Below are 22,424 nucleotides of genomic sequence, written 5' to 3' on the forward strand. Positions count from 1 at the left end.
TAACTCAATCATTTTTGGAAATTCGATATTCTTGCCATAATAAATACACTGCAGGAATAAGAATTAAAGTCAGTATGGTCGCACTGATCATGCCTCCAATCATTGGTGCTGCAATACGGCGCATGACTTCAGCTCCTGTCCCTCCAAAAATCATAATCGGTAATAATCCACCAATAATTGCAGCAACAGTCATCAATTTGGGGCGCAACCGTAATAAAGCACCTTCAATCACCGCCTCATGCAGATCATTGATACTGAATCGACGCTTTTCTTGAGCAGCTAATTCCTGATGACGCGTCAGAGCATGATTAAGAAAAACAAGCATTACTACAGCTGTTTCTGCTGCAACCCCCGCGAGAGCAATAAATCCTACCCCTACAGCCACAGATAGATGGTACCCCAGCAAGTACAACAACCATATCCCACCAATTAAGGCAAAAGGTAAGGTTGCAAGGATTATCACAACCTCAGTCATGCGTCTAAAATTGAGATAAAGTAACAAAGCAATAATGAACAGGGTTAATGGCGCAACCATTTGCAAACGGTCCTTGGCTCTCTCCAAATACTCATACTGCCCTGCAAAACTTAAAGAATAACCTGCCGGCAGTTTAAGTTCCTTTGCTAAAATGGCATGTGCCTCATTTACATAGGAGGTTAAATCTGTTCCGGTAATATCGACATAAATCCATCCATTTAACCTTGCATTTTCGCTACGTATCATGTCAGGCCCTTCTGTCACATCAACACTCGCTATTTCATTAAGCGGTATCGTTGCACCTGTTGCAGTTACAATAGGCAACAAGCGTAATTTTTGTAATGAATCGCGAATATCTCTTGGGTAACGTAAATTAATGGGATAACGCTCTCGTCCTTCCACAGTTTGCGATACATTCAGTCCCCCTACAGCCGTTTCAATAAGATCCTGCACGTCTGAAATATTTAATCCATATCGCGCTGCTTTTAATCGATCAATATCAATGGTTACGTACCGACTGGAGGAAACTCGTTCAGCAAATACAGAAGCCGTACCTGGGATTGTTTTTAGGATAGACTCTATTTGCTCTCCCAACTTCTGAATGGTACTTAAATCAGGCCCTGCAATCTTTATTCCTACCGGGGTTTTAATACCAGTAGCGAGCATATCAATACGTGTACGAATCGGCATGACCCAAGCATTAGATAATCCTGGCAATGCCAAGCGACTCTTTAACTCCTCTTTAATTTTTTCAAGAGTCATACCTGAGCGCCATTCTGTTTTAGGTTTAAATTGAATGATGGTTTCAACCATAGACAACGGAGCAGGGTCGGTTGCAGTCTCTGCTCGCCCTATTTTACCAAGAACAGTATCTACTTCAGGTACGCTTCGAATGAGCTTATCAGTTTGTTGCAATAATTCTTGTGCCTTGCCAATCGAAATACCTGGAAAGGTTGTCGGCATATACAACAAGTCACCTTCATCTAAATCCGGCATAAACTCACCGCCTAAACGGTTGATTGGCCAGAATCCTACGAGTAGTACCAAAAATGCAATAGCTAGAATAGTTTTAGGCCGTGCAAGAACAGCATGAATTGCAGGACGATACACTGCTGCAAAAAACCGATTTAAGGGGTTTTCTTCTTCTTTTTTGATTTTGCCACGAATCAAATACCCCATTAACACAGGAACTAAAGTTATGGACAGGAAAGCTGATGCGGCCATTGCGTAGGTTTTCGTGTAGGCAAGGGGAGTAAATAAACGCCCTTCTTGTGCTTGCAAAGTAAACACCGGCAAGAAACTAAAAGTGATAATCAGTAAAGAAAAAAATAAGGGGGGCCCTACTTCCAGCGCGGCTTTTTCGATGATCTGCCAACGTGTTTGATTGTCCATATTCTTTTGATTTTCTAAATGCTTATGGGCATTCTCAATCATTACTATGGCCGCATCAACCATTGCGCCTATTGCAATGGCAATTCCACCTAATGACATGATATTGGCATTAATCCCTTGTAAATACATCACAGAAAAGGCCATCAAAATACCAATAGGCAAACTCACAATGATGATAAGGGCAGAGCGAAAATGAAATAAAAATACAATGCAAATAAGAGAAACGACGATAAATTCTTCAATTAATTTATCATAAAGAGTATGGATAGCCCGCATGATAAGATTTGAGCGATCATAAGTTGTAACAAGCTCAACCCCTTTGGGCAAACTCGATTTCAGTTGCTCAAGCTTCTTCTTCACCTCGGCAATAGTATTCATGGCATTTTGTCCCTGGCGCATCACAATAATGCCGCCAACCACTTCTCCTTCGCCATTTAATTCAGTCAATCCTCGACGCATTTGTGGCCCTAGCTGCACAAAAGCGACATCTTTTAATAAAATGGGAATACCTTTTTTTCCTAAACCAACAGGTATTGCTTCTATATCGTCTATGGATTGGATGTACCCTTTAGCTCTTAGCATGTATTCCGCTTCGCCCATTTCGATTGCAGAACCGCCCGATTCCCTATTACCTTGCTGAATGGCCTTTTTTACTTGTTCTAAAGTTAACCCAAAGGCACGCAACTGATTAGGATCTAATATAATTTGATATTGCTTTACCATCCCACCAGCCGTTGCGACTTCGGAAACACCAGGTACTTTTTGCAATTCGTATTTCAGAAACCAGTTTTGCAGACTGGTTAATTGTGCTAAATCATGCTGGCCTGTTTTATCAACCAATGCATATTCGTACACCCAGCCAACCCCTGTTGCGTCCGGCCCTAACGCTGTTTGCGCACCAGTTGGCAAGCGGTTGGCAATTTGGCTTAAATACTCCAAAACACGAGAACGTGCCCAATATAAATCAGTACCATCCTTAAAGATAACGTACACATAAGAAACCCCAAAACCTGACTCCCCACGCACCGTGAGTGCTCCAGGAACAGCAAGCATGGCCGTTGTTAAAGGATAAGTTACTTGATCTTCCACAACCTGCGGCGCTTGCCCTGGATAATCTGTTTTAATGATCACTTGCACATCAGACAAGTCAGGAATAGCGTCAACAGGTGTATTCTTAATAATATATGAGCTGAACAAAAGAATCAGTGCCGCAGTCAAAAGAACCAAAAATCGATTAGTAATGGACCAACGAATAATTCCTGCGATCATCTTAGTTCCCTAGTTCATCTTGCTAATGTTAATAATGACAAATTGTTGTCCCTCTTTTTTAAGAGAAAAGGCTACTTTATCCTTGACTTTAAGCAGTTGTAGATTAACTTCTTTACTGACTAAAAAATTCATGCTCATCGCAGGCCACCCTAATTCAGAAATGGCTTCGTGATTCAAGGTAATCACTCCTTTGGTCAGATCTATAGATTGAATCACCCCGTGTCCTTGAATTGTTTTTTCTTGTTGAGACTGTGCCTCTATTTTACTATTAAGACGTCCCAAATCTGCTTGCAAATTACTTTCTGAATCAATTAAAAATTGTCCTGATGTCACGACGCGCTCACCAACTTTAAGTCCGGACAACACTTCAATACGCCCATCCGATTCTATTCCCACATTTATCTGACGAACCTGAAAGCGCCCCTGGCCTAAAGAGACGATGACGCGATCCTCTTTAGAGCTGCGAATCAATGCTTCAATAGGAATGCTAAGAACTTTAGGCTTAGGATTAACGTTTAAAGATACCGTAGCATACATATTAGGCTTTAACAGAGTATGTGGATTAGAAAAAAGAAATCGTACTTTAAGAGTTCGGGTTATTGGGTCAATTTGAGGATAAATATATTCTACTTGACCTTTCCAGGATGTTCCTGGAAACGCAGGCAGTATTGCCACGGCACTCTCGCCTATTTGCACACTATTGGCTTCCTCCTCAAAAACCTCAGCAATAATCCATACATTAGACAAATCAACAATATTCATCATCTCGGTATCAGGCGTCACATACATGCCTTCCCTGACATTGAGGTCTACAACCACTCCACCCTGATGCGAATAAATATCAATCAATTGATTGGCTTGGCGCTTGATTTTTAATTGCTGAATTTGTTCTTCAGAAATATGGAAGGTCTGTAGTTTTTTATAAGAGGCATCAATAAGTGACTTATTATGACTGTCCAGAGCAATTAAAAATTCTTCCTGAGCATTAATCAGCTGAGGAGAGTACATCTGCATCACGACTTGATGGCTTTTAACCACATCTCCTACCGCTTTAACACACAATTTTTTAATCCATCCATTGGCGTAAGTATGAATGTGGGTGATTTCACTCTCATTTGGTGTCACGTAACCCACTGTTTCAATGTGCCTGCTTAATGGACCTTCCACAACCTGAGCTGTTCTGACGCCTAAATTGTTGACCACCGTTGGAGAAATACTAATTCCTGTTTCATTAGTATCCTTACTTTCATCGCCAAAGACAGGAACAAGCTCCATTCCCATATGCGATTTGCCGGGCCTTGAATAATGGACTTGGGGTTCCATAGGATCAATCCAATACAAAGGCTGTTTCTGAGCTGTACCTGGTACGATTATAAATCTCCCGATTAATACCCCAAGGATTAATGAAATTAAAATGATTCCAAAAAGGAACAATTTATTTTTTTTCATGCGGTTAATCCTTCCAGATAAAGTAAGACGACCCGTGCTTTCATTTTCTCAATCAGTACTTGTAATCGCTCTTGTCGAATTTCCAATTCATTGCTGTAAGCACGCAATACAGTATTCATCTCAATATTGGTATTTTGATAAGCGAGTAAGGAGGCCTTTGAATTTTGCTTTGCCTCAGGAAGTAATTGCCGTTGATATATGCGCTCTCGCGCTGACAATTTCTCCCAAATTGCATACTGGGCTTGAAGTTCTTTTAATAAATCTCGGTAATGAATCACGCGGTCCATATGAGAAGACTGTAACTTATAAATACTTGCCTGAAATTGCTTGTCCTGACGTTTACCTGGAAAAAGGGGCAAATCTAATGTCACTTGCGCTGTTAACATATCTGATCGCGACATACCATTTGGCATCTGACCCTGCCGAAAACCATAACTGGCACCTAATAACCAACCAGGCTTATACTGTTCTTTAGCCAAAGCAACTTCTTGGCGTGCAGCCTCAATAGTAGCCCCGTCAATCAAAATTAAAGGATGTTTTTTTAATCGCTGTTCCAGTACAGGGCGAGAAGGCGGATTTAACCAAGATGGTAGATGTTCGGATACCTTGCGTTGCGCCTGCTTTTGTCCAATGAAACGACCCAGCTGAGCTCTTAACACATCCATTTGTTGTTCGACTTGCAATGCTTGATTAGCCAAGCGTGTTAATTCAATTTGTACCTGCAAAACATCCGATTGATTGCCTTTTCCAGCACTGTATTGGGACGCACTGACTTTAAGCAAGCTACGATAAATTTTATGATTCTCTTGAATAATACCCAACACTTGATTCCAATAATACAAATCAAGCCAGGTTTCACGAACGCTTCGCAGCAAGAGAGCTATTTGCTCCTTTGCTTTTCTTTTCTCAGCAGTAGCCAATGCTTGTGTTTGTCTGGATTTAATCTTCAAAGAACGTCCTCTGGGCAACTGTTGTTGGACACCCACTGCAAGCATGGTCATTTCATCTTGAGTAAAACTAAAGGAGTTGGTTGGAACATTAATAACACCGGCCATTAATTGCGGATCTGAAAGTTGTCCATCGGCAATCGATTGCTCCATTAAACCAGATGCTTTCGCTCTGAACTGCTTAATTTCTGGGGACAAATTTAAGGCCAAATGTTCAGCTTCCCCAATACTCAATGGTTTTGCCTGAGCAAAGGAATAAAAACAAAGCAAACAAAATACAATATGTTTTTTTATCATTTTTTTTCACTTGTGGCGTTGAATTTAATCCTGCGCAATCGCAGCGCATTACCAATTACTGAAACTGAGCTTAATGACATGGCAGCCGCAGCGATAACCGGGCTTAAAAGTAATCCGGTCATAGGATACAAAAGTCCAGCAGCTAAAGGGACTCCAAGCCCGTTATAAATGAAGGCAAAGAATAAATTCTGTCGAATATTTCGCATGGTTGCAACCGACAAACGACGAGCTTTAAGAATACCCTCCAGATCACCATGTAATAAAGTAATGCCTGCACTTTCAATCGCAACATCGGTTCCGGTTCCCATTGCGATGCCAATATCCGCCTCAGCAAGTGCTGGTGCATCATTGACTCCATCTCCAGCCATAGCCACCACAAAACCTTTGTTTTTTAATTCACGCACCTGTCTGCTCTTGTCTTCCGGCATGACTTCTGCGATTACATTCTTAATACCCAGAGAGTTTGCCACACTCAAAGCTGTTTTTTTGCTGTCACCAGTCAACATGTACAGTTCAATCCCGCTTTGATGTAATTCATTCATTACCGCTAGAGTATTTGATTTTATAGGATCTTTAATGATTAAAATTGAGGTCAGTGTTCTGTTAATGGCTAAAAATACTGCCGTTGCCCCTTCCGCTCGCTCTTCATCTGCAATTCGAATTAGCTCCGGAGTAATTTCGATACCAGATTCACGCATAAAACGAAGAGTGCCTAGGATCATTTGGTGGCTTCCCACTCTTCCGGTAACCCCTTTACCAGGCAAAGCGTTAAACTCTTCTACAGGAGCAAAAGAGAGTTTCTGTTCGATTGCTGCTTTAACAACCGCCTGAGCCAGCGGATGCTCGCTCTGATGCTCCAGGGAAGCCGCCATTGCAAGTATTTCTTGCTCATTGAATGAGCCTATGCTCACTATGCGAGTCAATGCTGGACGCCCTTCTGTCAATGTTCCGGTTTTGTCCACAACCAACACATTAACTTTCTCCATCTGTTCTAATGCCTGGGCATTTTTAATCAAAACGCCTTCCCGTGCACCTTGCCCTACACCAATCATAATTGACATTGGTGTTGCCAGACCTAAGGCACAAGGACATGCGATAATAAGAACCGATACTGCAGCTATCAATCCATAACCGGATGAAGGCTGTGGCCCAACCAATGTCCATATGATAAATGTCAATAAGGCTGTTACAATGACAATAGGCACAAACCATCCTGAAACTTTGTCTGCCAGACGCGCTATAGGTGCCCGACTTCGTTGTGCCTCACTCACCATCTGCACAATACGTGAAAGCACAGTGTCACTTCCCACATGCGAGGCTTTCATCATAAAACTACCTGTTTGGTTTATCGTAGCACCTATTATTTTTGCTCCGACCTCTTTACTCACTGGCATAGACTCACCTGTGACCATTGATTCATCGATGTAGCTTTTTCCCTCGATCAGGATTCCATCAACGGGCACCTTTTCACCAGGGCGAACACGCAACAGATCTCCTACCTGAACTTGTTCCAGAGGAACCTCTTCTTCATTGCCCTCTGTTCCAATAAGATGAGCTGTTTCTGGTGCTAAACTCAACAGGGCACGAATTGCACTTCCAGTTTGCTCACGAGCTTTTAACTCAAGAACCTGTCCCAATAAAACCAAGGTTGTAATGACTGCCGCAGCTTCAAAATAAACAGCAACCTGCCCATTTGCCGATTGAAATGCGGCTGGAAATAAACCGGGCACCAGGGTTGCGACCAGACTGTAAATCCAGGACACACCAATACCCATAGCAATTAAAGTAAACATATTCAATTGCCTGGTTTTAAGGGAGTGCAGTCCTCGTTGAAAAAAAGGCCAACCACACCATAAAACTACTGGAGTTGCTAGGATAAGTTGTAACCAGGAAGAAAAACCTCCAGCAATGCTATGGGTTAATAAATGACCGCTCATCTCTAATAGAAACAAGGGTAAAGTCAAAATGAGAGCTACTCCAAAACGGCGCCTCATATCCAGATACTCTGAACTGGCCTCTTCTTCAATACTCAATGTTTCTGGCTCCAGAGCCATACCACATATTGGGCAATTACCCGGCCGGTTTTGACGAACCTCTGGATGCATCGGACAAATATAATAACCACCTGGCTTTATTGTCTCTGCATCTTTCGGTGCTTTATGCTTATGACAACATGAAGCAGATTCCGCTGTGTTGTGATGATGTCCGGTATGATGATTCATAGTGCACCTATTCGTATTTTTTCAATAATTCAATGATTTCATTCAATTTTTTGTCACGCATTACCCCGTCGCTTAGTGTGGCAATATGCCCCAGGCATCCCTTAATGTGGGTATCCAAAACACTTAACTCTATGGATTTCAAAGCACTTCGCGCTGCTCGAATTTGAGTTAAGATGTCGATGCAATAACGTTTCTCTTCAATCATGCGTTTAATACCTTCAAGTTGGCCAATTGCACGATTTAAGCGATGTAATTCTTTCTCATGAGTTGAGTGATTATTCATTTTTTCTCCTATACCCCTATAGGTATATACCCCGTATGGGTATATGTCAATTAATTCACATGAATTATTTTTAATAAAAATTGAAAAATAAGATTAAATCAGAGAGTTAAAAAAGTTATTCATTGATTGAACGATGAATAGGCGGATGAAATTTATTCCATGAGTCCGATCAGAAAGCAATTCCAGATAAGTGGGTTCTAGGCATTGTTAAGTGATTTTTTTTAACATAAGATGATTTTGAAATGGTATGCATGTTCAGTAATTAATAGTTAAAGGAATAATTATGTCTGCATCAGCTTCTGTTATCAAAAAAAAAATTCTTCACGATAAACTGATACTCATTATCAATAGGGAATTCATTCAAATTGATGAAATAGACCAGATTGTCCAGGAAGAACTGCACTATTATGGATCCAACCCCGACATGGTCTCATACGAATTGGATTTATTAACTCATTTGGGGCATTTAGTCAGTTTTATAAGACAAAGACAATTTACTAATCCCCTATGGGCACTGCACATATTCCTTGATAAAAATACCCGACCAGAAACGAATAAAGCCTTAATCAGCGCCATCTTGATGACTCAGGAAAAAGACGACAAATCATATGAAGTGATTTGTCGTCTGGCACAGGAAAATAAACTGGAATACTATACCAATATCAGCATGGTTCCCCCTGTTCGCATTTATCGAAGATCTGAACATGATGAACATGATGAATATGATGAATATACGGAATGGTATTTTCTGTTTGAACTATTCAGTTTAACACGAATTGCTCCACCCGAATTAATTCCCATTATTGCGGATTGGCTTATCGAAACAACCCCCTCCATCATGCATTTTAGTGCCGTTATCAACTTTCTTAACACGCTGAGTGGAACCCTGGTAGTTCATCAGAAGATCTTCAAAGAGCTTATGTCCTGTTTTCATAGCACAGCACAAATCGAAACGCTTGAATCCATATTTAAATTTCTTCAGAAACATGATTTATTACACGAAAAGGTATTACAACTGGTTATATCACGATTAGAACATATAAATTCGATCAGGACTTTTTTTACTGTTTATCACCTGGAGCTAGAGCAAAACCACAGACAGTTGAGCATATTGGAATTTTTGCCACTTTATTGTCAGCTAACCCAAGTTTCCGCAGAAAGCTACGATGATAAAGTTTCATCAAATACCCCCTTACATCTGAGTGTCATTGAGCGCAACAGGGCAAATCTGGAAACATCCCTTAGCTTGGCCAATCACAAGTTACTCATTCGCGCATCTTATGAAAATACCGCTTTGTTATTAGCTTGCAAGTTAGGAGACAGAGCAGCAGCCAGGCTGATTTTAGCAAAAATGAGGGAACTGGATTGTGATGTCAATCAAAAAGACAGCCATGGGATGTCCGCCCTCCATTGGGCCTGTTTCTATCATTTTGATGATTTAATTGAGGAGCTAAGGGTTGCCGGGGCAAATGATCAATTAAAAAATACTGACGGGAAAGATTGTTTCTTTTTTTACCACCACCGGTTCACCCTGAGAGATTTTAAAAGAAATGGCAGGGAAATTATTGATGGTGAGGTTAAATTAGAAAACCCGGGACTAACTGATCTCTGTTTCCATATGGAAAAAATTGCTCTCAATCTTAATTTAACGACGCCCGATGAACTGATGACTTTATATCGTAGCAATGAATTAGCTCAAATTCGATCTGCCAGCCGATTTCAATTGTTTTTTTTGGCATTTCGCACCAGGTTAGTCAATTGGCTAGAGAAGCAACATGGTTCCGAAGCTCAGGCAACACTGCCGTTAACGGGGCCCAACTAAAGCGTCATACCGGCTTAAAAAGTACTGATTATGAAGTCAAACGATTGATAAAGCATGAACTACCCTAATTTGGGAGAAGCTGGTTTATTGTCGTCCCATTGAGTATTTCGGGTAAATCGCGACAATATGTGATTGGAACGCTCAACTGCTTCATGTAAGGCATCAGTAGAACTGATTAACCCCGCAAACATGGCTTCTAATACCTCATCATTAATACCACGTATCTGATTTTGCGGACCGGTATGTTTTAACGCTCCAGCCTGAACATTATCTTCCAAATCAGACCGGGCAATCAATAATGCGGGATGACGGCTTGATTCGACAATTTCACTGTAACGCCCTTTTAAGCCTATAGGCAAATACCCGGTATGTTCATGCCAACGCTTCTGAATTTCCGGTTTTGCAATAAATTTAAAAAACAGGGCAATACCCTTGTAATTCACTTCATTTTGCCCCGCTACAGCCCATAAAGCAGCACCACCAGCTACATTGGCATGCCTGATTTTGCTGGCCTGTGTATCTAAAGGCATAGCTGCTACACCCAATTGAAACGGAACCAACGCGGACAAACTGTTATAAGCGCCAGATGATTGGCTGAACAAAGGACAAACGCTACTGGTAAACAGAATGGTCGCATCATCCACTCGTCCCCCATATCGGAAATAACGCAAATTATGCCAGCGTTTTAAACGTTCAAAATGCCGTGCCAGTTGAGGCGTTTCGAAAACGGCCCGGACTGGATTGGTAGCTGTAATAGGCAAACCATGAATTGCCAGATAAGACTCAAAAAGGATCCACCCCGGATATGCAGTAGTATAAGTGCAGTGATAACCAGCTTTTTTAATTTTCTCGGCCAGTACTTCCATCTCATCCCAGGTTCGCGGAAAATTAGCCTTGGTGTAGCCAACGTTTGCCAATACATCCTGATTGTAATACAAAACAGGAGCTGAAAGATTAAAAGGCATAGCCATCAACTGACCATCCCTGCTGTAAAATTCACGTACCGATTGAATAAAATCCTCTTCAGGCAAGCTCATACCCTGTTCTTGCATCATTGCTTCTACAGGTTTGATGACTCCTTTCGGAGACAACATAATTGCAGTGCCAACTTCGAAAATCTGGACTATAGACGGAGCCTGACGCGCCCTGAATGCAGCAGCAAAACTGGTCAACGTCTCAATGTAATCTCCTTTATAGACGGGTTTGATACTGTATTCTTTTTGACTGTTGTTAAATTCCTCAGCAAGCAAACGTACTTCATCACCCAAATGACCTGCCATGCCATGCCACAGCACCAGCTCAACAGGTTTTGCCTGTGCTACCACAGCAGTCAGTATTGCCAAAAGGAATGAGAATAGACCTTTCATGTTAATAAGTCTGGATAATCGCTAAAGACAGCATCAACACCCCAATTAAATAATTTGTTTGCCTGACGTTTTCGATTCACCGTATAAGCGCACACGATGTACCCTTCATCTTTTACTTCTTTAACACGATCCGCGGTTAATATTTTTCGATTAAAATGAACCGAAAAACACTCGAGTTGTTTGGCTTTCTGCAGCCATTGCTCATCCCACTCGTGAAGCAATAAACCTAAAGGCATCTCAGGAGCAATCGTTCTGCATAAAAGTAACGCCTCCCAATCAAAGCTGGAAACCAAAGGCAAATCCTTTCCTTGAGGCCAATGACGGTGGATGTGACTCAACACAGCCACTGCCGTTTGTTCGGCTGTTCCAGGATAAGGTTTAATTTCTATATTGGCCTGAACATCAGAAAAAGACAACCATTTTAAAGCATCTCTGAAATGAGGAATTTTCTCGCCTTTAAACTGTTTGGAGAACCAGGAACCAGCATCCAGACTTTGCAAATAGGCCGACTCGACCTGCCCTACTTCACCTCGTCCATTAGTTGTTCTTTTTAAATTATCATCATGAATCAGAAAAGGCTCACCATCAGCACTGCACATCACATCAAACTCAATGAAACGACAGCCCAAAGACAGTGCCTTATCAAAAGAAGCAAGAGTATTCTCAGGAGCATAGGCACATGCCCCGCGATGACCAATGACCCTTTCTACAACCAACAATTTAATTCCCCTGCTTACGGTTTGAAGCCGCTTCAACATAGGCAGTCAACACCAACTCATTACTCACCGTTAAGGGTGCTGGAGCTGCGGCCGCCATGACGACTGCATTCATTTCTTTTGCCTGATAAGCTCTTGGTTGAGGAGGAATGTTATCGCCCTCTAAAAACACCAGGTTACTCAGACTGTAATTTTGTGTAGGATAAGCTTTATTCATTCGAGCAATTTCTTCATTAACTTGTTGATATAATTTTTCACGCACTTTGGCCCGAACGGCCTGAGTTTCTTCCAGGCTGGGTTTGAATTCGACACCGCTTATTTCATATTTAGCCCCAGGCATACTGACCGACTTGGCATTGTGATAAATATCCGTTAAAGCAGATTGATCCACTCTCGCCTGAGCCTGCACAAAAAGTTTTTCCAACCCGGAGCTGTCCTGAGAGCGATCAAATTCAACCAAATGCCAATCACCCTTGGCAATTTTATTCAGACTGTCCATAATGTCAGCGCGAGCCTTCACCAAATCAGCACTACTCAATGTCACGTTAATGTTAACATTTAACAAGGCAGTTTGAGTGGTTACCCATTGTTTGGCAGAAATCTGAAACAAAACTTTATCAAGAACCAATTCAGGAACATCATCACCAGCTAATGCAATAGGGGTAAATGCCAATAAAGCAAGAATACCGGCAGCCTGTTTCATGATTATCTCCATTCAGAATAAATGTTTAAAATAGTGTATACCACCAACCCCCAAGATACCAAATCATTCTCCTGTTCAAAAAGATTGCGATCCCCAAACTAATTCCTTAAATTTTAGAACAATTTTTTTCAAGGTGCGCCAAATACGATCGTTTATCCCACTTGTTGAAATCTTACCATTGATTTAATTTTCGAATAGGTCTATAACTTGTCGCAAATTATTGCAAGAGGAGCCGAATAAATGATGTCTGTTGACAATATAACAAATAATAATCAAACAATAGCAGAAGATGATTTCCTCGAGTACGCATTGTCCCATGGTTTCGGTGATCTACACTTTAAAGTCGATCCTGAAACCGGAATGAAGGCCATGATAGCCATTCACAACACGAAGTTAGGTCCTGCTTTGGGCGGATGCCGTTTTATAGAATACCCCAATACAGCTGCAGCACTAAAAGACGCCATGCGTCTGGCAAGAGGCATGAGCTTTAAAGCCGCATCAGTAAATCTTCCCTTGGGTGGTGGAAAATCGGTAATAATGAAACCTAAAGGTACGTTTAACCGCACCGCTTACATGCATCAATTTGGCAAATTTGTTAACGAATTAAATGGCAGATACATTACCGCCCTGGACAGTGGAACCGTTTTAAATGATATGGATATTATTGCTGAGCATACAGATTATGTAGCCAGCCTGTCCAAACACAATGGGGATCCGTCACCATCTACAGCTAAAGGTGTCTTACGTGGTATTCAGGCAGCGGTAGCATTTAAACTAGGTAAAGACAGCCTGAAAGGACTTCATGTTGCCATTCAGGGACTGGGGCATGTAGGTTATTTACTGGCCAGGCACTTGCATGAATTAGGAGCGACGCTTACTGTTGCCGATATTTCTCCAGCAGCTGTAGAACAAGCAGTAAATGAATTTGGCGCGAAACCCATAAGTACCGACGTCATCCATAAAGTACCCTGCGATGTATTTGCCCCATGCGCATTGGGCGCAATCATTAATGATATTACGATTCCTCAACTTCAGACGACCATTATTGCAGGCGCAGCGAACAATCAGCTGGCACACACCTACCATGGTAAAAAACTGCATGAAAAGGGCATCTTGTTTGCAGCGGATTACGTCATTAACGCAGGCGGTTTAATTTTTGCCGCATCCAAATATTTGCATACTCCTGAAGACAAAGTAAATGACCAGATCGACGGCATTTATACTTCATTAACTGAAATATTTACCCGTTCAGCTAAAGATAATTTACCTGCCAGCGAAATTGCAGATACTTTAGCCCAAGAAAAACTGGCTTGATTGAGTAGTTAGATGAAACAGTTACCTCTTACCCCAGAATTGTATGAATACATGCTTGATAAATCCTTGCGTGAACACCCTGTTTTAAAAGATTTGCGCAAAGAAACTTCAACGATGGAACTTGCAAATATGCAGGTTGCTCCAGAACAAGCACAATTTATGCAATTCCTGATTCGGCTGATCCGTGCCAAAAAAGTTCTGGAATTAGGAACTTTTACTGGTTACAGCGCACTGGCAATGTCACTTGCCTTACCCGATGACGGACAGCTGATTACCTGTGATATCAGCGCTGAATGGACTAAAAGAGCACATCCATTTTGGCGGGCTGCCCAGCAAGATCATAAAATCAAATTACGGCTTGGTCCAGCAAAAGACACGTTATATGCCTTATTAAACGAGGGTTGGGAACACCAATTTGACTTTATATTCATTGACGCGGATAAAACCAATTATCTTAATTACTATGAGTTGGCTTTAAAATTGATTCAACCCAGAGGATTAATCGCCATAGATAATGTGTTCTGGGATGGTAATGTGATCAATCCCAATGATGTAAGCGGGCAGACAAGGGAAATTAAAAAATTGAATGAATTGATTAAAAACGATCAACGAGTTCATATTAGTTTATTAGCTATAGCTGATGGATTATTTCTGGTACAACCCGTCGAGTAGCATAATGTGACATGTAGACAAGGAGAACCTGATAATGCATACAAAGAATAACCCCTGCGGATTAGATGGCTTTGCCTTTTTGGAATTTTCAGGGCCAGATAAAAATAAATTACATCAACAATTTATTGATATGGGGTTCCAGCCCGTTGCAACGCATCAGGAACAGGACATTACATTATTTAAACAAGGTGATATAGAGTTCATAGTCAATGCAGCAAGCCAATGCCAGGCAGCAGCTCATGCCGTAACTCACGGCGCTGGAGCCTGTGCAATGGGCTTCAAGGTTAAAGATGCCAAGGCTGCTTTTCAATACGCCATATCGCATGGGGCTACTGCATTTGAAGATTCTGCTCATGCTCATCACGGTTTACCCGCTATTGAAGCCATAGGCGGTAGCGTCATTTATTTTGTTGATGACACTCATCAACCCTTTGCCCAAAAATGGAACATAAAAAATACCGCTCCCGTTGTTGGGAACGGTCTGGTTCACATCGATCATCTGACCCATAACGTATACCGAGGTAACATGGATAAATGGGCGGCATTTTATGAATCGCTCTTTAACTTTCAGGAAATTCGTTTTTTTAATATAAAAGGAAAAATGACCGGTCTGGTCAGTAGAGCCTTGGGAAGTCCTTGTGGAAAAATCAAGATTCCATTGAACGAATCCAAGGATGATCTCTCTCAAATTGAAGAGTTCCTGCATGAATATAAAGGGGAAGGCATACAGCACATCGCTTTATCTACTGATGACATCTATAAAACCGTTCATAGTTTAAGAAGGCAAGGCGTTAAATTCCTTGATGTTCCAGATACCTACTATGAAATGCTCGATACACGTCTTCCCTGGCATCAAGAACCAGTAAGCCTACTGAATGCTGAAAAAATTCTCATGGATGGTGAACTCGATCCAGAGCATGGATTATTGCTGCAAATCTTTACTGAAAATATTTTTGGACCTGTATTTTTTGAGATTATTCAACGTAAAGGAAACCAGGGATTTGGTGAAGGTAACTTCCAGGCTTTATTTGAAGCGATTGAACGAGATCAAGTCAAACGCGGAACCCTGAAAGAGTACAATTAAGAGGTCTACATGAAACTTGCCAGCTTAAAATCATCGTCTTCTCGTGATGGAGAATTATGTGTGGTCAATCAATCATTGACCACCGCAATCAAAGTCACTTCTATCGCTCCCAATTTACAGTATGCCCTTGATCATTGGGCTCTGGTGGAAGCCGACCTGAAAGCCATCTATCATCAACTGAATGAACAATCGCTAAAAGGCTCTTTTGATTTTGAGCCTCGAAACTGCACCTCCCCTCTTCCCAGAGCGTATCAATGGGCTGATGGCAGTGCCTATGTGAATCATGTAGAGTTAGTCCGAAAGGCTCGAGGAGCAGAAATGCCTGCTGATTTTTGGACTAATCCTTTAATGTATCAAGGAGGTTCTGATGCCTTTATTGGCCCCAGAGACCCCGTTATTGTAGCCAGTGAATCCTATGGCATTGATTTTGAATCCGAAATTGCCATCATCACTGATGATGTTCCCATGGGTATCGACAGCAAACAAGCGCAACAACATATTAAACTCTTAATGCTGGTTAATGATGTGTCGCTCCGCAATCTAATCCCTGGTGAACTGGCAAAAGGATTCGGTTTCTTTCAATCAAAACCGGCCAGCAGTTTTTCTCCAGTAGCAATTACTCCTGATGAATTAGGTTCCAGTTGGGATGGTCAGCGTGTTCATTTGCCACTTTTAAGTCATTTGAATGATACGTTATTTGGCCAACCTAATGCCGGAATTGACATGACCTTCTCCTTTCCTGATTTGATTGCGCATGCAGCTAAAACAAGAACATTAACTGCAGGTACCATTATAGGTTCTGGAACAGTATCCAATCTGGATCGCAGCAAAGGGTCTTCGTGTATCGCTGAACAAAGAATGTTGGAAATTATTGAATCAGGCGAGGCTAAAACCCCCTTCATGCGTTTTGGTGATTCCATCCGAATCGAAATGCTGGATGAACAGGGCAACAGTATTTTTGGCGCAATAGATCAAACCGTTCAACGCCATCAACAGGATCCTTCATGATTTTGTATGACTATTTCCGCTCTACAGCCTGTTACAGGGTTCGCATTGCTCTGAATCTCAAAAAGATTGCCTATGACAAAAAGGAAGTGCATTTAATCCATAATGATGGCGAACAGAATAAGCCAGAATATAAAGAAATAAACCCTCAAGGTCTGGTTCCCAGTTTGGAGGTTGATGGTCATATAATCCACCAATCCTTAGCGATTATAGAATATCTGGATGAAATCCATCCTGAAATTCCGTTACTTCCTGAAGATCCACTCATGAAGGCTACTTTAAAATCGTTAGCCTTAATTGTGGCTTGCGACATGCACCCTCTTAACAATTTGAGGGTACTCAACCGCCTGAAGGAACAGTTCAATGCCAATGAAGATCAAGTGATGGATTGGTATCATCACTGGCTAAAAACCGGATTTGATGCCTTTGAAGATCGATTGAAACATCTGGAGCGCAGCGAACCGGTTTGCTACGGCAATAAAGTCAGTCTTGCTGATCTTTGTTTAATACCACAGGTTTATAATGCGCATCGTTTCAATTTTGCTATGGATCCTTACCCGTTAATCAATGCAATAAACGACTATTGTTTGACTATTCCGGCTTTTCAAAATGCTTCGCCAAAATAAAGCAAATGACTACGCCCTTTCAATTACTTATCTCTGAACATGACAAAAAAACAGTCATGTCCAGAGGTAACTTATACCAATGAGATTGTATAGGTTCAGTAAATTTTAAATTGATTCAAACCAGAATCAGGGTGTATGAGCAACTCATCAATAAATTCTCATCGCTTTACGGACAAGCCCTGATAGAGCTTCACAAAATCGAAGCAACTGTTGCATTAAAACCATGCTCTGCTGAATTCGACAGTCACAACCCCCTGAGCTGTTTTCTCTAACATGCTCCATACCGTCCTGCATCGCTGAAGATAACCCATTAAAACATGTTCATTGCTGCAACGATAACGTATGGGCATGGCATCATAAACCTCGGTGGGTTCAATCGCCTGACAATGCTCGCCATTTGTCAATTCAATAGCCCAGGGAAAAGCGCGCGACATATCCAGAAGAGTATGGTTCTCATTATTTAGCGGAGCACTCACCTGGATTAACACACTGTCACTATCCCAAGGTGACTGAGGGCATAAAGCCTCCATTGAGTTACGCCCTGCTTTGACAAAACAGGGATCATAAATTCTACCCTCAGCCTGACAACGCCATGCGTCTTCGCGAACAATTAACTGTGACTGGGAAAAGCATTCCCCAGACACTTTATTTTTGACTACAGGTGCAATTTGCTCAACCACTTCACCAAATGGTCTATACAGTTTTAATACAGTATCGCCAGCAGTAGCTAAAAAAGAACAAAAACACAGCACTACTAATAAAACTCTTTGCAACATAGTGTTCCCCCACTGATTTTATTTAGTGTATCATCACATACTAAACAAGCGGCTGTTTCGATTTTGCTAGCTTGAGCCAAAATGGCCTGATGTTCGATTATTGAAGCGCAGCATCCAAGGATAGGCACGCAGAAAATCAGACCATTTTATCAACTGAGCAGGAAGGTCAACAGCCCTTTAAATGCCTTTATCGATTTTGGAGTACATAATGACAGAAGTCTTTACTATAAAACAATGTCTGGATGGTGAAATCAGCGTTGATGAAACCGTTACTGTAAGAGGCTGGGTGAAAACCCGGCGGGATTCTAAAGTGGGTTTATCCTTTATCAATCTGCATGACGGCTCCTGTTTTTCTCCAATACAGTTAGTAGCTACAGACAGCTTATCCAATTACCATGAAGAAGTAATAAAACTGAACGCAGGTTGCTCCATCATTGCTACCGGTAAATTGGTTGCGTCCCAAGGTAAGGGACAGCTTTTTGAAATCCAGGCGGAGCACATTGAAGTTGCTGGCTGGGTAGAAAATCCCGACAGTTATCCCATCCAGGCCAAAAGACACACCCTCGAGTTTTTGAGAGACGTCGCTCATCTGCGACCACGCACCAATACCATCAGTGCGGTAACCCGGATTCGCCATTGTTTGGCTCAGGCCATTCACCGATTTTACGATCAAAAAGGTTTTTTCTGGATTCATACTCCTATCATCACTGCCAGTGATTGTGAAGGTGCCGGCGAGATGTTTCGAGTTTCAACCCTTGATTTGTTGAATATCCCGAAAAATGATCAAGGACAAATTGATTTCACGAAGGATTTTTTTGGGAGAGAAACTTTTCTTACCGTTTCGGGGCAATTAAACCTTGAGGCTTATTGTATGGCCATGTCCAAAGTCTATACCTTTGGCCCTACGTTCCGTGCAGAAAACTCCAATACCAGCCGTCACTTAGCCGAATTCTGGATGGTCGAGCCAGAAATTGCCTTTGCAACGTTAAACGACATCTGTGATTTAAGCCAGCAGATGCTGCGCTATCTATGCAAAACAGTTCTTGATGAACGCGCTGATGATATGGACTTTTTTAACCAGTTTGTCGCACCAGGTTGTATTGAGCGGTTAGAACTTATAGCAGATTCCGATTTTGAGGTAATGACCTATACTGATGCCATTAAAATTCTTGAAGCCACAGACCACAAATTTGAGTTTCCGGTCAGTTGGGGGCTTGATTTGCAATCAGAACATGAACGTTTTCTGGCAGAGGTGCACTGCAAGAAACCTGTAATTATAACCAATTACCCTCAAGAGATTAAAGGCTTCTATATGAGGCTGAATGATGATGAAAAGACGGTTGCTGCTATGGATGTTTTAGCACCCGGCATAGGCGAAATTATCGGAGGAAGCCAAAGGGAAGAACGATTGGCGATTCTGGATAAACGCATGGATGAATGCAACCTGAATAAAGAACATTACCAATGGTATCGAGATCTGCGCCGTTATGGCACAGTACCTCATTCAGGATTTGGTTTGGGCTTTGAACGATTAATCAGTTACGTTACCGGTGTAGCCAATGTGCGTGATGTGATTCCATTCCCACGCACACCAGGTCATGCTGATTATTAATTCTATTTTAGGGGCGTGGCGATTTATACTCAGCCTGGGTAATTTCATTATCCGGCTGGGGTTCCGATTGCTGACACCCATGAGACTTGGAAACCTCGAGCTTCTTATTCTCGGATTGGCGCAAAACAGGGGTACCAAAGTCTACTCTATCATAAGTTTTGCTGTCTTTTTCTTTAAGAAACTTTATTAATTGGCTTTCCCGGGATTGCTCTGTAGATTGACCTTCTTCAGATCCATCTGCCTTTCTAGTAATCAAAGGATACGAAATGGATCTGTCTCTTCTGTGAGCAAAAAATCTCAACGGGATTTTTTGTGATACGGGGGCAGTATCCCGTTTGGTATCCTCTAATAAATCAACATTCGGTTTTTCTACTGTTCCATCAACTTGTTTAAACATCCTTATTGCTCCTTGTTATAAAACTAATCCTGCACTGATAGAGTCCCTTCATGCAATATCATAATTCTATCCATACGTTTGGCGATTTGCTGATCATGCGTTACGATCACCAAAGCTGTTTTCATTTGCTTGTTCAAATCCAGCATTAAATCAAACACTTTAGTGGCTGTTGCCTGATCCAAATTGCCTGTAGGCTCATCTGCCAAAACACAGTGAGGCTGGTGCACCAAGGCTCTGGCAATTGCGACTCGCTGCCGCTCTCCTCCTGAAAGTTGGGCAGGTTTATGTTCCATTCTTGGCTTTAAACCAACATGTTCCAGCATATCACTTGCTTTTTGCTCTGCCTGCTTGACGTGCATCCCCGCAATTAATAAGGGCATGGCCACATTTTCAAGGGCTGTGAATTCAGGTAACAAATGGTGAAACTGATATACAAATCCTAACCGTTGATTACGCAATTGACAACGCTGTTTTTCACTAATTTTTTGCCAGTTCACATCATTAATGCAGACTGAACCGCTTGTTGGCTTATCCAAACCTCCCAGCAAGTGCAACAGAGTACTCTTTCCAGAACCGGATGGGCCAATTATCGCGATACTATCGCCTTTCGCTACCCTCAAATCGATTCCTTTCAGCACGTCCACTCTTGAAGCGCCGTCATTATAAGATTTGACTAATTTTTGACTGTATAAAATAGAATCACTCATAATGCAAAGCCTCCGCAATCACTGTTTTTGAAGCGCGCCAGGCAGGATAAATTGTAGCAGCAAAACTCATTAATAAAGCCATAACACAGACATGCCATAAATCACTAAACAAGATTTCTGATGGTAAATAATCGACAAAATAAATACTTGAAGACAATACTTTTACGTTGAACAGGTTCTGTAAATAATTGACTATGGCAGTAGCATTTTTTGCTAATACCAAACCACCAGCCAACCCAATTCCGGTGCCGACTATTCCTACCATCATCCCTTGAACAATAAACACCCAGAGTATGGTGGATGGTGTAGCGCCTATTGTTCTTAAAATAGCAATTTCAGCCTGTTTGTCATTCACTACCATCACTAAGGAAGAAACCAGATTGAATGCTGCAACTGCAATGATGAGCATTAATATAAGAAACATCATGGTTTTTTCCATTTTTACTGCTTCAAAAAATGCACCAAATTGTTGAGTCCAATTTCCTACCTGATACTCTTCACCTAATAGATTGGATAAGCGCTCTGAAAGTTCAGGAGCCTGATAAACATTATCAATCTTCATTTTAAGGCCAGTAACATCATCGCCTAACTGCAACAGTTTTTGGGCATCAGCCAGGTTGATAAAGGCCAGTTTGGTGTCAAAGTTAAATCCAGTACCTGCAGAAAACACACCCGCTACTGTAAATCGTTTAAAACGAGGAATCATGCCTGCCGGAGTTACTGTTGCTTGCGGAATCATGATGGTCACTTTATCTCCCATCATCACCCCAAGGGTGTCAGCCAGGCCTTTACCTAGAATAATGCCAAAATGCTTCAGGTTGTTCATATCTCCAGCCAGCAACTTATCATTAAGATGAGTTACTGCAATTTCTTTTTCTGGCAAAACACCCGTAAGCACTATAGGTAGAACTTGCCCATCATGAGTCAACAAACCTTGACCACCAACATAAGGAGCAATCGCCTTGATCTGAGGGATGGCTTTGATTTTATTTTCCAGGGCGGGCCAATCTGTTAATTTTTCATCTGGTCCAGTGATAGTAATTTCTGGAGCCATACCAAAAAATCGTTTATGAATTTCATGATCAAAGCCATTCATAACGGACAAGACGGTCACTAATACCATTACTCCCATGCCAATACCCAACATCGAGCTTAATGATATAAAAGAGACAAAATGATTTTTTTTTCTGGATCTGGTGTAACGTAACCCTATAAAAAGAGCTAATGGTTTATACATAATTGCATTAATTTGATTTAAAGTTCTATTGTAGAGAAAAACTGAGCCAGGT

General features: G+C 41.6%; 19 protein-coding genes. 7 read left to right on the forward strand and 12 right to left on the reverse strand.

What is annotated here, in order from left to right; genetic code table 11:
• Nucleotides 1–4: 4 nt before the first annotated feature.
• From G543_RS0112315 to G543_RS0112335, 5 genes are read right to left on the reverse strand one after another with little or no spacing between them, the layout of a single operon-like run.
• Complete coding sequence (locus tag G543_RS0112315) at nucleotides 5–3,136, reverse strand: efflux RND transporter permease subunit (protein ID WP_028384792.1); 3,132 nt, start codon at nucleotides 3,134–3,136, stop codon at nucleotides 5–7.
• A 9-nt stretch (nucleotides 3,137–3,145) separates the two neighbouring features.
• On the reverse strand, nucleotides 3,146–4,585 hold the full coding sequence (locus tag G543_RS0112320) for an efflux RND transporter periplasmic adaptor subunit (protein ID WP_028384793.1): 1,440 nt from the start codon (nucleotides 4,583–4,585) through the stop codon (nucleotides 3,146–3,148).
• Nucleotides 4,582–5,829 carry a TolC family protein gene (locus G543_RS0112325; protein WP_028384794.1) on the reverse strand — a complete coding sequence of 416 codons (1,248 nt, stop codon included), beginning with the start codon at nucleotides 5,827–5,829 and terminating at the stop codon, nucleotides 4,582–4,584. The genes G543_RS0112320 and G543_RS0112325 overlap by 4 nt, the downstream gene beginning before the upstream one ends.
• Complete coding sequence (gene copA, locus G543_RS0112330) at nucleotides 5,826–8,051, reverse strand: copper-transporting P-type ATPase (protein WP_028384795.1); 2,226 nt, start codon at nucleotides 8,049–8,051, stop codon at nucleotides 5,826–5,828. The genes G543_RS0112325 and copA overlap by 4 nt, the downstream gene beginning before the upstream one ends.
• 7 nt (nucleotides 8,052–8,058) lie before the next feature.
• Complete coding sequence (locus tag G543_RS0112335; protein ID WP_028384796.1) at nucleotides 8,059–8,334, reverse strand: metal-sensitive transcriptional regulator; 276 nt, start codon at nucleotides 8,332–8,334, stop codon at nucleotides 8,059–8,061.
• 283 nt (nucleotides 8,335–8,617) lie between these two features.
• On the opposite strand from G543_RS0112335, the gene ankQ reads away from it, so the two are divergent.
• Nucleotides 8,618–10,156, forward strand: a complete 1,539-nt coding sequence (gene ankQ / locus G543_RS0112340; protein ID WP_028384797.1) for a Dot/Icm T4SS effector AnkQ/LegA10 — start codon at nucleotides 8,618–8,620, stop codon at nucleotides 10,154–10,156.
• 59 nt (nucleotides 10,157–10,215) lie between these two features.
• Here ankQ and G543_RS0112345 read toward each other — a convergent pair whose 3' ends face one another.
• From G543_RS0112345 to G543_RS0112355, 3 genes are read right to left on the reverse strand one after another with little or no spacing between them, the layout of a single operon-like run.
• Nucleotides 10,216–11,523: an extracellular solute-binding protein gene (locus G543_RS0112345; RefSeq protein WP_028384798.1), complete on the reverse strand. Its 1,308-nt coding sequence runs from the start codon at nucleotides 11,521–11,523 to the stop codon at nucleotides 10,216–10,218.
• The gene (ugpQ, locus tag G543_RS0112350) at nucleotides 11,520–12,281 is read right to left on the reverse strand and encodes a glycerophosphodiester phosphodiesterase (protein ID WP_370272433.1); all 762 of its coding nucleotides are present in this window, start codon (nucleotides 12,279–12,281) and stop codon (nucleotides 11,520–11,522) included. Before ugpQ ends, G543_RS0112345 begins: the two co-directional genes overlap by 4 nt.
• Nucleotides 12,244–12,942, reverse strand: a complete 699-nt coding sequence (locus G543_RS0112355) for a hypothetical protein (protein ID WP_028384800.1) — start codon at nucleotides 12,940–12,942, stop codon at nucleotides 12,244–12,246. The genes ugpQ and G543_RS0112355 overlap by 38 nt, the downstream gene beginning before the upstream one ends.
• A gap of 240 nt (nucleotides 12,943–13,182) precedes the next feature.
• Here G543_RS0112355 and G543_RS0112360 point away from each other — a divergent pair, with 240 nt between their 5' ends.
• Genes G543_RS0112360 through maiA form a run of 5 tightly spaced genes read left to right on the forward strand, consistent with a single transcriptional unit; the run spans nucleotide 13,183 to nucleotide 17,643 of the window.
• Nucleotides 13,183–14,256 (forward strand): Glu/Leu/Phe/Val dehydrogenase family protein, encoded by a 1,074-nt coding sequence (locus G543_RS0112360; protein ID WP_028384801.1) that lies wholly within the window; start codon nucleotides 13,183–13,185, stop codon nucleotides 14,254–14,256.
• 12 nt (nucleotides 14,257–14,268) lie between these two features.
• Complete coding sequence (locus G543_RS0112365; protein WP_028384802.1) at nucleotides 14,269–14,928, forward strand: class I SAM-dependent methyltransferase; 660 nt, start codon at nucleotides 14,269–14,271, stop codon at nucleotides 14,926–14,928.
• A 34-nt stretch (nucleotides 14,929–14,962) separates the two neighbouring features.
• Nucleotides 14,963–16,012 carry a 4-hydroxyphenylpyruvate dioxygenase gene (gene hppD / locus G543_RS0112370; RefSeq protein WP_028384803.1) on the forward strand — a complete coding sequence of 350 codons (1,050 nt, stop codon included), beginning with the start codon at nucleotides 14,963–14,965 and terminating at the stop codon, nucleotides 16,010–16,012.
• Nucleotides 16,013–16,021: 9 nt separating this feature from the next.
• On the forward strand, nucleotides 16,022–17,020 hold the full coding sequence (locus tag G543_RS0112375) for a fumarylacetoacetate hydrolase family protein (RefSeq protein WP_028384804.1): 999 nt from the start codon (nucleotides 16,022–16,024) through the stop codon (nucleotides 17,018–17,020).
• Nucleotides 17,017–17,643, forward strand: coding sequence for a maleylacetoacetate isomerase (maiA, locus tag G543_RS0112380; protein WP_028384805.1), 627 nt, complete (start codon nucleotides 17,017–17,019; stop codon nucleotides 17,641–17,643). The genes G543_RS0112375 and maiA overlap by 4 nt, the downstream gene beginning before the upstream one ends.
• A 215-nt stretch (nucleotides 17,644–17,858) precedes the next feature.
• Here the strand turns inward: maiA and G543_RS0112385 are convergent, their stop codons facing one another.
• Nucleotides 17,859–18,419 (reverse strand): hypothetical protein, encoded by a 561-nt coding sequence (locus tag G543_RS0112385; RefSeq protein ID WP_028384806.1) that lies wholly within the window; start codon nucleotides 18,417–18,419, stop codon nucleotides 17,859–17,861.
• Between the two features lie 208 nt (nucleotides 18,420–18,627).
• Here G543_RS0112385 and asnS point away from each other — a divergent pair, with 208 nt between their 5' ends.
• A complete protein-coding gene (gene asnS / locus G543_RS0112390) occupies nucleotides 18,628–20,031 on the forward strand; it encodes an asparagine--tRNA ligase (RefSeq protein ID WP_028384807.1) in 1,404 nt (467 codons plus the stop codon).
• A 7-nt stretch (nucleotides 20,032–20,038) separates the two neighbouring features.
• Here asnS and G543_RS0112395 read toward each other — a convergent pair whose 3' ends face one another.
• From G543_RS0112395 to G543_RS0112405, 3 genes are read right to left on the reverse strand one after another with little or no spacing between them, the layout of a single operon-like run.
• Entirely contained in the window at nucleotides 20,039–20,428 is a 390-nt protein-coding gene (locus G543_RS0112395; protein ID WP_028384808.1) for a hypothetical protein, read from the reverse strand.
• A 23-nt stretch (nucleotides 20,429–20,451) separates the two neighbouring features.
• Nucleotides 20,452–21,135 carry a lipoprotein-releasing ABC transporter ATP-binding protein LolD gene (gene lolD, locus G543_RS0112400; protein ID WP_028384809.1) on the reverse strand — a complete coding sequence of 228 codons (684 nt, stop codon included), beginning with the start codon at nucleotides 21,133–21,135 and terminating at the stop codon, nucleotides 20,452–20,454.
• Nucleotides 21,128–22,372, reverse strand: a complete 1,245-nt coding sequence (locus G543_RS0112405; protein WP_028384810.1) for a lipoprotein-releasing ABC transporter permease subunit — start codon at nucleotides 22,370–22,372, stop codon at nucleotides 21,128–21,130. Before G543_RS0112405 ends, lolD begins: the two co-directional genes overlap by 8 nt.
• Nucleotides 22,373–22,424 lie beyond the last annotated feature (52 nt).

This window comes from Legionella moravica DSM 19234, from assembly GCF_000423305.1.
Taxonomy (GTDB): domain Bacteria; phylum Pseudomonadota; class Gammaproteobacteria; order Legionellales; family Legionellaceae; genus Legionella; species Legionella moravica.